The following is a 12,805-nucleotide window of genomic DNA, read 5'->3' as shown; positions in this document are numbered from 1 at the left end:
ATCAAACTCCTCCGATGTGGATCAGACCGCCCATATAGGGTTGTAACACCGCCGGCACGGCGATCCGCCCGTCGTCCTGCTGATAGTTCTCCATGATCGCCACCAGGGTCCGGCCGACCGCCAGCCCCGAGCCGTTCAGCGTATGGACGAACTCGGTCTTCTTCTCGCCGGCACGCTTGAACCGCGCGTCCATGCGCCGCGCCTGGAAGTCGCCGCAGTTCGAGCAGCTGCTGATCTCGCGATAGGTCCCCTGGCTGGGCAGCCAGACCTCCAGGTCGAAGGTCTTCTGCGCCGAAAAGCCCATGTCGCCCTTGCACAGCAGCATCCGCCGGAACGGCAGCTCCAGCGCCATCAGCACCGCCTCCGCGCAGGCCGTCATCCGCTCATGCTCGGCGTCGCTGTCTTCCGGCCGCGCGATCGACACCATCTCGACTTTGGAGAACTGGTGCTGGCGGATCAGCCCGCGCGTATCGCGTCCCGCCGACCCCGCCTCGGCCCGGAAGCATGGCGTCAACGCCGTCATCCGCATCGGCGTGGCGAGGTCGTCCTCAGACAGGATGGTCTCGCGCACGAGATTGGTCAGGGAGACTTCGGCGGTGGGGATGAGGAAACGTCGGTTGTTGCTACGAGCGACTTCCAACTCAATGTCGATTGCATCGAGTACGACATAGGTTTCATCCAAACTCAGCTCAGACGAAGGTTTGTTACGGAGCTTTTCCGCAGCGGCTAGAATTTCGCGTCCAGTCGCGACAATCGGGTCGGAAGTCGCAAAGAGATCCTCCTCGAACTTGGGCAACTGCCCCGTGCCGAACATCGCCTCATCCCGCACCAGAAGCGGAGGGTTCACTTCCAGATAGCCGTGCTGGTCCGTCTGCATATCCAGCATGAACTGGCCCACGGCCCGTTCCAGCCGCGCCAACTGCCCCTTCAGCACCGCGAACCGCGCGCCCGACATCTTCGCCGCCGCCTCGAAGTCCAGCATCCCCAGGGCCTCGCCCAGGTCGGCGTGATCCTTGGCCGGACCTGTGCGACGCGGTTCGCCCCAGGTCGAGACCTCGACATTGCCCGCCTCGTCCTCGCCGTCCGGCACATCCTCGGCCGCCAGGTTCTTTTGCGCTGCCAGCAGCTCGCGCAGTTCCTTACCGACGCGCGCCTCGACCTCGGCCGCCGTCGCGATATCGCCCTTCAGCGCCTCGACCTCGGCCTTCAGTCGGTCGGCCTCGGCCATGTCCTTGCGCCCCATGGCGGCGCCGATCAGCTTGGAGGCCGCATTGCGCTTGGCCAGGGCGTCCTGCCCCGTCGTCTGGGCATGACGCAATTCGGCGTCCAGCCGCAGGATCTCGGCCACCAGCCCGTCGGCCTCGTCCACCCCGCGCGACGACCAGCCCGCCACGTAAACCTGGGGGTTCTCGCGAATGGCTCTGATGTCGTGCATGGTCTGAAACTTCGGCTGGGCGGGAGAAGCCGAACGCTCTACCCGCCCACGCGGACTCGGGCAACGCGAGAAGCCAATTCACCCGTCCCAGAATCGCGCCTACAAACGCATCATGGCCACGCTTCGCCCCGACACGCTGGCGACCTCGCTCGCGCGCATCTTCGAAGGTCGCATGGTCGACCGGGCCAGCTGGTTTGCCCTGACCGGCGGCGAGCCGCTGTTCACCGAGGGCGATCCGGCCGACACCCTGTATCTGGTCCGCTCCGGCCGTCTGGGCGTGTTTCGAACGGAGGCCGATCAGACGCCGCACATGCTGGGCGTGGTCAAGGCGGGCGAGCCGGTGGGCGGCATGGCCATGCTGGCCGGCACGCCGCACACCGCCACCGTCGTCGCCCTGAGGGACAGCGAAATCCTGGCCCTGCCGCGCGAAGCCTTCTTCGAGGCCGCCCGCACCGAGCCGGACCTGATGGTCGAGCTGTCGCGGCTGATGATCCACCGCGCTCGCGAACGCACCGCCGGCGCATCCGAGCCCAGCGTCTTCGGCTTCGTCTCGGCCCGCCCCCGCCCCATCCGCGCCTTCGTCGAACGCATCGCCGCCGCCATCCAGGCCATGGGTTTCACCTGTCAGGTCATCGACCAGTCGGCCCTGGCCTCGGCGTCCGAGTGGTTCAGCCGGGTGGAGGGCGACCACGACTACGTCCTTTATGTCGCCGAGCAGGATCAGCCCGCCTGGGCCAGTCTGTGCGCGCGCCAGGTGGACCGGATGTTCATCGTCGGCAGCGGCCTTCTGGCGCCGCCGTCCGCCGTGCCGCGCCGCCAGGGCTTCGGCGACGGCCGCCGCCTGACCGACCTGATCCTGCTGCGCGATCCGCGCATGCATCACCCGGCCAACACGCGCGTCTGGCTGGATGCGTTACAGCCCGACCGCTGGTTCCACTGCGTCGAAGGACTGGCCAAGGACGCCGAGCGCATCGCCCGCGTCGTCACCGGCACGGCGGTCGGCCTGGTGCTGTCCGGCGGGGGCGCGCGGGCCTATTGCCACATCGGCGCGATCAAGGCCTTGGAAGAGGCCAAGGTGCCCATCGACTTCGCGGGCGGCGCGTCCATGGGCGCGGTCGTCGCCGCCGGCCCGGCCTTGGGCTGGTCCTGCGAACGGCTGGATTTCGAGATTCGGCGCGCCTTCGTCGAGTCCGATCCGCTGTCGGACCTGGCCGTGCCGATCATCGCCATGTCCCGCGCTCGCAAGGTCGCCCGTTTGCTGGAACAGGCTTACGGCGACATCGACCTGGCGGACCTGCCCCTGCCCTTCTTCGCCGTCTCGTCCAATCTGACCTCGGGCCGGATCGAGGCGCATCGCACGGGCCTGATGCGCAGGGCCATGCGCGCCTCCATCGCCATCCCCGGCGTCCTGCCGCCGGTCGTCATGGACGGTCAGGTGCTGGTGGACGGCGCCGTTCTGAAGAACTTCCCCACCAGCGTGATGCGCCAGCTGAACAGCGGCCCGATCATCGGCGTCGACATGTCCCAGACGCGCGGCGTCGATCCCCAGGCGCTGGAGAATCCGCCGTCCTGGTGGAAATGGGTCCTGTCCGGCGCCTGGAAGGCCGGCCCGCCCATCGTCTCGATCCTGATGCGCTCGGCCACCATCACCACCGACGTTGAGATGACGCAGTCGAGGGCTGACGCCGACGTTCTGGTCCTGCCCCAGGTCGCCGGCAGCGACATTCGGGACTGGAAGACCTACGACGGCCCCGTCGCCATCGGCTATGACGCTATGAGGGCGGCGCTGGCCGAACTGACGGTCCCCATCACCCACCTGAGAAGAAGATCTCCGTCTGGCCTCTGACCTATCGGCTCATCCCCGCGAAAGCGGGGACCCAGTTCTGTCGCTCGGCAGTGCGTTGGACAGCAATCTTGAAAACGGGGTCAAGTTTTTCGCCCAAAGCACTGGGTCCCCGCTTTCGCGGGGATGAGCGGCTGGGAAGGTGTCAGAGCGGAGCACACGCCCCTCGAAGCCAGTCCAGCGCCTCGCCGTCCATCAACGGCCCGACCTTGGCCAGCGTTTCGGCGTGATAGGCGTCGATATAGGCCCGCTCGTCCGGCGTCAGCATCCCGACATCGATCAGTTTGCGGTCGAGAGGCGCGAAGGTCAGTTGCTCGAAGCCGTGCATCGGCCGCTCTCCGCCCTCGGGCACCACGGCCGGCGTCACCACCTGCAGGGTCTCAATGCGAATGCCCCAATGGCCTTCGCGGTAATAGCCGGGCTCGTTGGACAGGATCATCCCCTCCAGCAGCGGCTGGGACGTGCCCCATTTGGCGATCCGCTGCGGCCCCTCGTGCACGCCCAGGTAGGAGCCGACGCCGTGCCCCGTACCGTGATCATAATCCAGGCCCGCAGCCCACATCGGCGCCCGCGCAATGGCGTCCAGGGCCATGCCGCTGGTCCCGGCCGGGAAGCGTATCGTCGCCATGGCGATATGCGCCTTCAGCACCAAGGTGAACTTGTGGCGCTGGTCCTCGCTCGGCTCGCCCACCGCCATGGTGCGGGTCACATCGGTCGTGCCGTCCAGATACTGGCCGCCGCCGTCCACCAGCAGCAGCGAGCCCTTCTCGACCTTGCGAATGCTGGCCCCGACCGGCTTGTAATGCGGCAGCGCCCCATTTGGCCCGGCCCCGGCGATGGTGTCGAAACTCAGGTCCTTCAGCGCCCCGGTCTCCTCGCGGAACCGCTCCAGCGCCTCGACCACTTCGCGCTCGTCCGGCAGGGTCTCCTGCACCACCGTGTCGACCCAGTGCAGGAACCGGCTCAGCGCCGCCCCGTCGCGGATGTGCGCCTGGCGGCTGCCTTCGATCTCCACCGCATTCTTGGCCGCACGAGGAATGGCGCAGGGGTCCATCGCCCGCACCACCGTCGCCCCGGCGCTTTCCAGCCGGTCGAAATACCAGGCCGAGGACAGCGACGGATCGATCATGACCTTTTGGCCCGACAGCCCGTCCAGCGCAGCCGGCAGCTGCTCGGTCGCCTCGATGCGAACATCGTCGCCCAGCCAGTCCGGCAAAGCATTTGTCACCTTGGCCGGGTCTAGGAACAGCCGCGCCTTTCCGTCCGCCGCCAGAATGGCCTGACCGATCGGCAGGGGCGAACGGATCACGTCCCCGCCGCGCACATTGAACAGCCAGGCGATCGACATCGGCGCCGTCAGCACTGCCGCATCTGCGCCGGCGTCCGCCACGGCCTTGCCGATCCGCGCCCGCTTCGATGCATGGATCTCTCCGGAATAGACATCTTCATGCGGCACGACCGGCGCCGTCGGCTGAGCCGGACGATCGGCGCCCCAGGCCATATCCAGCGGGTTGGCGTCCACGGCGCGCAACTCGGCCCCCGCCTTCTGCGCCGCCGCCTTCAAGGCGACCAAGGCATCCGGGCTGTGCAGAAGCGGATCGTAACCGATCACCGCCCCCTTCGCCGCCGTCTCCAGATAGGCCGCCACGTCATTCAAGTCGCGTCGCTCGAAAAGCGCCGGATCGGTCTGGGCCTTCACCTGAACGGTGTAGCGACCGTCGGTGAACATGCTGGCCCGATCCTGGAACACCACCGCCGCCCCGGCCGAGCCGGTGAAGCCGGTCGCCCAGGCCAGACGCTCATTGGCGTCCGGCAGATATTCGTTCTGATGCTCGTCCTCGTGCGGGATCAGAAACCCGTCCAGCCCCTGCTTGGCCATTTCGGCGCGCAGCAGCGGCAGGTGTTTGGCCCCAAAGGACGGGTCGGTCGTTTCATCAAACGTCTGGCGCATGATCGATCCTCAGCCCTTGCGCAGTTGCAGGGCGCTCCAGGCGTCGTGATGAATGGTCTGCTCGACCGTGAAGCCCAGCGGCAGATAGGCCTCCAGCACCCGCTCCTCCTGCGTGCGCAGCAGGCCCGACAGGATTGCGACCCCGCCGGTTTTCAGCGCCGCCCCGATCTCGGGCGCCAGATGCACAAGCGGCGCGGCCAGGATGTTGGCGAACACCAGATCATACGGTTGATGCTGGGCGATGCGCGGATCGCTGAGACCATCGGCGAAATAGAAGTCGCACTTGGCCTCGTTGATCTCGGCGTTCTCATTGGCGATCCGGGCCGAGGGCTCGTCGATGTCGGTGCCGACGGCGATCGGCGTGCCCGTCTTGGCCGCCGCGATCGCCAGCACGCCCGTGCCGCAGCCGACGTCCAACACCTTCTCGAAGCTTTCGGTCTCCAGCAGCTTGTCGAACGCCTCCAGGCAGCCGACCGTGGTGCCATGGTGGCCCGTGCCGAAGGCGGCGCCGGCGTCGATCTTTAGCGTGACGCGACCCTCGGGCACCTTGCCCTGATCGTGCGCGCCATAGACGAAGAACCGTCCGGCCTCGACGGGCGGCAGACCCGACAGCGACATGGCCAGCCAGTCGGCGTCCGCCAGCTTCTCGACCAGCACCGTGACCGGATAGCCCGCCAGCACTGCCTTCAGACCCTCGACCTCGTCGTCGGTCGTGGGAAAGGCGTCGATGCGCCAGACGTCGTTGTCCTCGTCCTCTTCCAGGATCGAATAGGTCGCGCCTTCCAGCCGTGGATCGGCGTCTACGGCCTCTGCGGCGGCCTCTGCGGCGGCGCGCGGGCCACGTGCGATTATCTGAAGTGCGGACTCGGACATTTTTCAAACACCGGTAATATGGCGAATCGTAGCGATCCGGTGCTGAACGCCCGTCGCCGCCGCGTTTTTATCAAACCGAGGGGTCGGGGAATACATGGCCAAGTCACCGTCTACGTCTAAACCAGCGTCGCCAAAGCCGGCGACCGCCGCTTCCAAGCCTAAAGCCGCGCCGAAGTCGAGCGCTGTGAAGACCGCCGCCGAGAAAACCGCTGCGCCCAAGGCCGCGGCAAAGCCGGCAGCCGCTGCGCCGAAGCCCGCCGCCGCCAAGACTGTCGCGCCCAAGGCTGCGGCGCCCAAAACCGCCGCCCCCAAGGCCGCCGCTGCGCCGGTCGCCGCCAAGGTCGCAGCCAAGCCCAAGACCGCCCCTGCCGCCAAGACTGCTCCGAAAGCCGCGCCCAAAGCCGCCGCACCCAAGCCCGCCGCCGCCAAGACGGCAGTGAAGACTGCAGCTTCGAAAGCTGCCGCACCGAAGGCGACGGCGGCAAAGCCTGCAGCGGCAAAACCTGCTGCGCCTAAGGCCGCCGCTTCGAAACCCGCCGCCGCCCCGAAGGCCGCGCCTACCGCCAAGCCGGCCGCAGCGGCGCCCAAGCCTGCTGAAGCCGTCGCCGCGCCCAAGCCCGCCGCCACCCCCGCACCCGCCGCTGCCTCCGCCGCTGCGGCGTCGGCGCCTACGCCGGCTCCGGCTCCGGCTCCGGCTCCCAAGCCGGTCGAAGCCCCCAAGCCGGCGCCTACCGCCAAGCCCGAGGAAAAGGGCTTCCTCGCCAAACTCGGCGACATGATCTTCGGCAAGCGCTGATCGCACTTCCCCTCTGATCCAGCAGATCGCCGGACGGCTCGCCCGTCCGGCGATTTTCGTTTGTGGGCCGTAATTTACGGCTGTGTCCGCACGAGCGAAAAACCAGGAATACTTGACTTCTGCGCAGGGGCTTCTATATCGCCCCCAGCCTCGGGACAGGTCTGCGATACGCGCCGCCCGCTCGCCCAAAGAGGGGCGGTTCCGTCGCTGCTATGCACGCAGACGCTTTCTCTCCCAAGGATTCATGACCGAATTTACCCAACTGGGCCTTTCGCCCACGACCCTTCAGGCCGTCGCCGACACCGGCTACACGACCGCCACGCCCATTCAGGAACAGGCGATCCCCGTCGCCCTCGCCGGCCGTGACGTTCTGGGCATCGCCCAGACCGGCACCGGCAAGACCGCCGCCTTCACCCTGCCCCTGGTCGATCGCCTGTCCACCGGGCGCGCCCGCGCCCGCATGCCGCGCGCCATCGTCCTGGCGCCGACCCGCGAACTGGCCGATCAGGTCGCCGAAAGCTTCGCCAAATACGCCAAGGGCACCAAGCTGAGCTGGGTGCTGCTGATCGGCGGCGTCTCCATGGGCGACCAGGTCGCGGCGCTGAACAAGGGCGTCGACGTCCTGATCGCAACGCCCGGCCGCCTGCTCGACCTGTTCGAACGCGGCAAGATGCTGCTGACCGGCGTCGAGATCATGGTCGTCGATGAAGCCGACCGGATGCTGGACATGGGCTTCATCCCCGACATCGAGCGGATCTTCAAATTGACGCCGCCGCGTCGCCAGACCCTGTTCTTCTCGGCCACCATGCCGCCCGAGATCACGCGCCTGACGACCGCCTTCCTCAAGGATCCGACCCGGATCGAGGCCTCGCGTCCGGCGATGACCGCCGACACCATCACCCAGTACATCGTCCGCATCCCGACCTCGGACCCCAAGGCCAAGCGGACCGCCCTGCGCGCCCTGGTCGGCCGTGAGGACGTTCGCAACGGCATCGTCTTCTGCAATCGCAAGTCCGAAGTCGATATCGTCGCCAAGTCGCTGAAGACCCACGGCTTCGACGCTGCCCCGATCCACGGCGACCTGGATCAGTCGCACCGGATGAAGACCCTGGCGGACTTCCGCTCGGGCGCTCTGAAGATCTTGGTTGCCTCCGACGTCGCCGCGCGCGGCCTGGATATCCCTGACGTCAGCCACGTCTTCAACTACGACGTCTCGCACCACGCCGACGACTACGTCCACCGCATCGGCCGCACCGGCCGCGCCGGCAAGCTGGGCCAGGCCTTCATGATCGTGACCCCGGCCGACGACAAGTCGCTGGATAAGGTCTTGAAGCTGATCAAGAAGGATCCGGAAGAGCTGGTCCTCGAAGGCATCGACTTCGCCGCCATCAAGGACGGCCCGCGCCGCGACGACAAACGCTCGGGCGAACGCGGTCGCGGCCGGTCGCGCACCAGCAGCGCGCCCACACCGTCCGCCGAACCTGTCGACATCGCCGCCGTCGCCGGCGCACCTTCGTCTGAAGAGGCCGAGGCGCCCCGCAGCCGCAGCCGCCGCAAGGCCCGCCCCGAGACTCCGGTCGAAGTCGCGGCTCCCGTCGCCGCCGCAATCGAAGCTGAGGCGGCCGTCGAACCTGTTGAGACCGCTCGCGCCCCACGCCCGGAACGCGCAGATCGCGAGCCGCACCTGCTGCAATCCGATCGCCGCGGCGACCGCAAGGCTGACAAGAGCGATACGCAGCGCCAAGGCGTGCGTGGCTTCGGCGACGACATCCCCGCTTTCCTGCGCCGGCCCGTCGTCATTCGCGCCTGAACTCACACACAGCGGCGCAGTGAATGCTGCGCCGTTTACCCCGCATTACGGAACATCCCGTAGTGTGCCCCGCGATACAGCTCCAGAACAGGAGCGCAGGGGAACAAGAATGTCGAAAAAAGTCGAGACGGCGCTAAGAGCTCCTCAAGCCTATGCTTTGGCGCGCAACGTCATCGACGAAATGGAAAAGGCCGGCGTCTGGCCGACCCCCCTGAACTTCGAGCTTTGGCTGCATTACATCAGCGACCCCGACGGCGCCTTGGCCCAGGAAATTCGCCGTCTTCTGGCGCAGTCCGCTACCATCACTGATAAGACATCCGAAATGCTGGCCGCCGAGTTCCTGCCGCGCGGTCGCTTGCCGGATCAGATCCGCGACGTCGGCGCCGTGCTGGATCGCGAACTGGCCAGCGTCGCCAGCGCCATCGCCATGGCTCACAAGACCCAACACGACTACGGCGAAACCCTCGCCGACGCCTCTCAGTGCATGGAAACCGTCGACGATCCGTCTTCGCTGAAGGATCTGGTCGGCGGCCTTTCGACCGCGACCAACCGGGTGCGTCGGGAAACGGCGATCCTGGAAAAGCGTCTGGAAAAGTCCAATAAGGAAGTCATCCGCCTGCGCGAAAACCTGGAACAGGTGCGCCGCGACGCCATGACCGACGCCCTGACCAATCTGGCCAACCGCAAGGCCTTCGACGAACGGCTTGAGGCCGCCTGCGCCGAGGATGACGGCGCGCCGCTCAGCCTGGCCATCCTCGACATCGACCATTTCAAACGGTTCAACGACACCTGGGGCCACCAGACGGGCGATCAGGTGTTGCGCTATGTCTCGACCGTCCTGTCCAATATTTGCGGCAGGACCCGGTTCGCCGCTCGGTTCGGCGGCGAAGAGTTCGCCATCATCTTCCCTGGTGAAGGCGCCGGCGTCGTGATGGCGGCGCTTGAAAGCATCCGCAACGACGTGGCTTCACGCGCACTGCGCCGTCGATCGACCAATGACGACCTGGGCTCTGTGACGGTCTCCGCCGGTTTCGCGCAGCGCCGCAAGGGCGAAACCGCCGCCAGCCTGCTGGAACGCGCCGACGCCGCTCTGTACGAATCCAAACGTGCAGGTCGAAACTGCGTCACGCCCGCTTCGTCGCTCGAAAAAGCGGCTTAGGGTCTGACAAGGCCAAGCTTTCTGCCATAGTCGCCGCATGCGCAGCTTCGCCTTCAATGTCGCCTACTGGATACTGTCGATCGGCTATGGGCTGACCGCCGCCTTCGCTGCGCTGGCGCCCGGTCGCGGCCCGGCCAGCTGGGTCATCCGTCGCTATGTGAAACGCATGGTCCAAGCCATGGCGATCTTCGGCGGCATCAAACTGGATGTTCGCGGCAAGCATCGCCTGCCCGAGGGCGCCTTCATCATCGCCTCCAAGCACCAAAGCTGGGGCGACGGCTTTGCGACCTATGACCAGTTCGACGACATCGCCTTCGTCACTGGCGACCACCTGGAAAAGTTTCCCCTGCTGGGCGGCGTGCTGAAGAAACTGGGCGCCATCGTCGTCAACTCCTGCGGCGGCCACGAAGCCCGCAAGGCCCTGGCCATGCGCGCCGCCGAGGCCCGCGCCGAGAACCGCAAGATCCTGATCTATCCCGAGGGACATCTCGCGCCTGTCGGCAAGAAGTTCAAATATCGCTCCGGCGTCTGGCACATGTACCGCGACTTCGACGTGCCCGTCGTGCCGCTCGGCACCAACCTCGGCCTCTTCTGGCCCGAGGAAAAATACGAAAAACATCCCGGCACGGCGACGTTGGAGTTCCTCGACCCGATCCCAGTCGGCCTCCCCAAGGACGAGTTCCTGGCTCGCCTCGAAGCCGTCATCGAGACCCGCACCGCCGAGCTCGTCGCCCAGGCCACAGGTCAACCCATCACGCCGGCCGTGCTCATCGACACACCGACTAAGTAGCGGACTTCGGCGTCTTCCTCGTCGCCTTCTTTACCGCCACGTCCAGCGCGACTGCCGCGCCCAGGCGACGGCTTCGTCGGGATCGTCCAGGGCCGCGTCGGTCAGGGTCCAGCAGCCCATCAGACCCAGGCCCTCTCAATCGGCGGCGACCGGCACGATGGTCACGCTCTCGCCGCAGCCGCAGGCGTCGGTCTGGTTCGGATTGTTGAACACGAACTTGGACGCCAGACGCGTCGTCTCATAGTCGATCTCGGTGCCGATCAGGAACAGCACGGCCCGGGGCTCGATCAGGATAGTGACGCCCTTGTCCTCGACCACCTCGTCCATGGGCCCGATCTCGTCGGCATAGGCGAACGTGTATTCCTGCCCGGCGCAACCGCCGTTCTTGACGCCGATGCGCAGGCCGATGTGATCGTTCTCGGCATTGTCCAGGATCTCGCGCACCCGCTCGGCGGCTGCGTCCGTCAGGGTCACGGCCTTGGGGCGCGGGCGGCGCGGACGGGATGTCGCTTGAAGCTCGGTCATCAGAACATATTCAAGGCGAGTTTCGCCTCGTCGCTCATCTTGGAGGCGTCCCACGGCGGATCGAACACCAGATTGGCCTTGGCGCTGCGCACGCCCTCGACCTTCTCCACCGCCGTCTCCACCCAGCCCGGCATTTCGCCGGCGACCGGACAGCCCGGCGCCGTCAGCGTCATGTCCACCACCACGTCGCGGTTATCGTTGACATCCACGCGGTAGATCAGGCCCAGCTCATAGATGTCGACCGGGATTTCCGGGTCATAGACGGACTTCAGCGCCTCGATCAGCTGATCGGTCAGGGTGTCCAGCTCGGCTTGCGACAGGGCGCTCTTCTGGGGCTCGTCCCAGGCGTCCTTGAAGGCGTCGCTGTCTTGAATCGGTTGATCTGTCATCGGCTTACACGAAGAAGTTCCGCGCCTTGATCAGCGCATCCACGAAGGCGTCGGCATCCTCCACGGTGTTATATAGGGCGAAGGAGGCGCGGGTGCTTGACGTCACCCCCATTCTTTTCGCCAGCGGCTCGGCGCAGTGCAGCCCCGCGCGCACCGCGACCCCGTAACGATCCATGATCTGGGCCACGTCATGGGCGTGCGCGCCCTCGACGGCGAAGGTCAGGATCGCGCCCTTGCCTTCGGCCTCGCCTAGAATCCGCAGCCAGTTCTCACCCTGAAGTCGATCGACGGCGTGCTGATAAAGGGCATGCTCATGCGCCTGCACGGCCGCCCGGTCGTATTGCGCCAGCCATTCCAGGGCCGCGCCCAGGCCGATGGCCTCCAGGATCGGGGGCGTCCCCGCCTCGAACCGGTGAGGCGGCCGGGCATAGGTCACGCGGTCATGCTCGACCGTCTCGATCATCTCGCCCCCGCCCTGATAGGGCGGCAGCGCCTCCAGCGCCTCGGCCTTGCCGTACAGGGCGCCGATGCCGGTGGGCGCGAACAGCTTGTGCCCGGTCAGGACATAGAAGTCGCAGCCGATGGCCTGCACATCCGGCGTCGCATGAACCGCCCCCTGGCACCCGTCGATCAGCACCTGCGCCCCCGCCGCTTGGGCCAGTCGCGTGATCTCGGCGACCGGATTGATCGTCCCCAGCACGTTCGACATATGGGTGACCGCGACCATCCGCGTCCTGGGCCCCAGCAGGTCGGCATAGGCCGCCATGTCCAGCGACCCGTCGTCCTTGATCGGAATCCACTTGATCACCGCCCCGCGCCGTTCGCGAAGCAGATGCCACGGCACGATGTTGGAGTGATGCTCCATCTCCGAGACGATGATCTCGTCGCCCGGCTGGATCGACAGCCCCAGCCCGTTGGCCACCAGATTAATCGCCTCGGTCCCGCCCTTGGTCCAGACCACCTGTTCGGCGTTCTCGGCGTTCAGGAAGCGCGCGACGATCTCGCGCGCTTTTTCGAAGGCCTCGGTCGCCTCGTTCGACAGAGTGTGCAGGCCGCGGTGGACGTTGGCGTAACCGCCCTCCATCGTCGCGACCAAGGCGTCGATCACCGCGCGCGGCTTCTGGGCCGAGGCCGCGTTGTCCAGATAGACCAGCGGCTTGCCGTTCACCTGTCGCGACAGGATCGGGAACTGCGCCCGCACGGCATAGGGATCAAATCCTCCCCCATCGGGGGA

Annotated in this window: 11 protein-coding genes; 5 read left to right on the top strand and 6 right to left on the bottom strand. The window is 66.7% G+C overall.

All coding sequences use genetic code 11. The features are described 5' to 3' along the window. Nucleotide 1: 1 nt before the first annotated feature. Nucleotides 2-1,435: a serine--tRNA ligase gene (gene serS / locus HNP47_RS02240; RefSeq protein WP_184278028.1), complete on the bottom strand. Its 1,434-nt coding sequence runs from the start codon at nucleotides 1,433-1,435 to the stop codon at nucleotides 2-4. A 112-nt stretch (nucleotides 1,436-1,547) separates the two neighbouring features. Between serS and HNP47_RS02235 the strand changes: the two genes are divergently transcribed. Next, entirely contained in the window at nucleotides 1,548-3,281 is a 1,734-nt protein-coding gene (locus HNP47_RS02235) for a patatin-like phospholipase family protein (protein ID WP_184278026.1), read from the top strand. A 142-nt stretch (nucleotides 3,282-3,423) separates the two neighbouring features. On the opposite strand, the gene HNP47_RS02230 is transcribed toward HNP47_RS02235, so the two are convergent. Further along, a complete protein-coding gene (locus tag HNP47_RS02230) occupies nucleotides 3,424-5,229 on the bottom strand; it encodes an aminopeptidase P family protein (protein ID WP_184278024.1) in 1,806 nt (601 codons plus the stop codon). 9 nt (nucleotides 5,230-5,238) lie between these two features. Continuing rightward, nucleotides 5,239-6,102, bottom strand: a complete 864-nt coding sequence (locus tag HNP47_RS02225; protein ID WP_184278022.1) for a 50S ribosomal protein L11 methyltransferase — start codon at nucleotides 6,100-6,102, stop codon at nucleotides 5,239-5,241. Nucleotides 6,103-6,286: 184 nt separating this feature from the next. On the opposite strand from HNP47_RS02225, the gene HNP47_RS02220 reads away from it, so the two are divergent. The 4 genes from HNP47_RS02220 (at nucleotide 6,287) to HNP47_RS02205 (ending at nucleotide 10,657) form a co-directional block, all read left to right on the top strand. Further along, entirely contained in the window at nucleotides 6,287-6,898 is a 612-nt protein-coding gene (locus HNP47_RS02220; RefSeq protein WP_184278020.1) for a hypothetical protein, read from the top strand. 244 nt (nucleotides 6,899-7,142) lie between these two features. Beyond that, complete coding sequence (locus HNP47_RS02215) at nucleotides 7,143-8,708, top strand: DEAD/DEAH box helicase (protein ID WP_184278018.1); 1,566 nt, start codon at nucleotides 7,143-7,145, stop codon at nucleotides 8,706-8,708. Between the two features lie 109 nt (nucleotides 8,709-8,817). Continuing rightward, nucleotides 8,818-9,867, top strand: a complete 1,050-nt coding sequence (locus HNP47_RS02210) for a GGDEF domain-containing protein (RefSeq protein WP_184278016.1) — start codon at nucleotides 8,818-8,820, stop codon at nucleotides 9,865-9,867. 37 nt (nucleotides 9,868-9,904) lie between these two features. Then, the gene (locus HNP47_RS02205; RefSeq protein ID WP_184278014.1) at nucleotides 9,905-10,657 is read left to right on the top strand and encodes a 1-acyl-sn-glycerol-3-phosphate acyltransferase; all 753 of its coding nucleotides are present in this window, start codon (nucleotides 9,905-9,907) and stop codon (nucleotides 10,655-10,657) included. Between the two features lie 135 nt (nucleotides 10,658-10,792). Here HNP47_RS02205 and HNP47_RS02200 read toward each other — a convergent pair whose 3' ends face one another. From HNP47_RS02200 to HNP47_RS02190, 3 genes are read right to left on the bottom strand one after another with little or no spacing between them, the layout of a single operon-like run. After that, nucleotides 10,793-11,182 (bottom strand): iron-sulfur cluster assembly accessory protein, encoded by a 390-nt coding sequence (locus HNP47_RS02200; RefSeq protein ID WP_055753478.1) that lies wholly within the window; start codon nucleotides 11,180-11,182, stop codon nucleotides 10,793-10,795. Then, a complete protein-coding gene (locus tag HNP47_RS02195) occupies nucleotides 11,182-11,571 on the bottom strand; it encodes an SUF system Fe-S cluster assembly protein (protein WP_184278012.1) in 390 nt (129 codons plus the stop codon). The genes HNP47_RS02200 and HNP47_RS02195 overlap by 1 nt, the downstream gene beginning before the upstream one ends. A gap of 4 nt (nucleotides 11,572-11,575) precedes the next feature. Beyond that, nucleotides 11,576-12,772, bottom strand: coding sequence for an aminotransferase class V-fold PLP-dependent enzyme (locus tag HNP47_RS02190; RefSeq protein ID WP_184278010.1), 1,197 nt, complete (start codon nucleotides 12,770-12,772; stop codon nucleotides 11,576-11,578). Between the last annotated feature and the right edge of the window lie 33 nt (nucleotides 12,773-12,805).

Source organism: Brevundimonas vesicularis (assembly GCF_014204545.1).
Lineage (GTDB): Bacteria > Pseudomonadota > Alphaproteobacteria > Caulobacterales > Caulobacteraceae > Brevundimonas > Brevundimonas vesicularis_B.
The sequence above is the reverse complement of the archived record's forward strand: the minus strand, read 5'-3'. Positions and strand labels throughout refer to the sequence as shown.

Bases quoted from the DNA above. Each gene is read 5' to 3' on its own strand.
- serS (WP_184278028.1), bottom strand. From the start codon at position 1,435: ATGCACGACATCAGAGCCATTCGCGAGAACCCCCAGGTTTACGTGGCG.
- HNP47_RS02235 (WP_184278026.1), top strand. From the start codon at position 1,548: ATGGCCACGCTTCGCCCCGACACGCTGGCGACCTCGCTCGCGCGCATC.
- HNP47_RS02225 (WP_184278022.1), bottom strand. From the start codon at position 6,102: ATGTCCGAGTCCGCACTTCAGATAATCGCACGTGGCCCGCGCGCCGCC.
- HNP47_RS02205 (WP_184278014.1), top strand. From the start codon at position 9,905: ATGCGCAGCTTCGCCTTCAATGTCGCCTACTGGATACTGTCGATCGGC.
- HNP47_RS02210 (WP_184278016.1), top strand. From the start codon at position 8,818: ATGTCGAAAAAAGTCGAGACGGCGCTAAGAGCTCCTCAAGCCTATGCT.
- HNP47_RS02195 (WP_184278012.1), bottom strand. From the start codon at position 11,571: ATGACAGATCAACCGATTCAAGACAGCGACGCCTTCAAGGACGCCTGG.
- HNP47_RS02215 (WP_184278018.1), top strand. From the start codon at position 7,143: ATGACCGAATTTACCCAACTGGGCCTTTCGCCCACGACCCTTCAGGCC.
- HNP47_RS02200 (WP_055753478.1), bottom strand. From the start codon at position 11,182: ATGACCGAGCTTCAAGCGACATCCCGTCCGCGCCGCCCGCGCCCCAAG.
- HNP47_RS02230 (WP_184278024.1), bottom strand. From the start codon at position 5,229: ATGCGCCAGACGTTTGATGAAACGACCGACCCGTCCTTTGGGGCCAAA.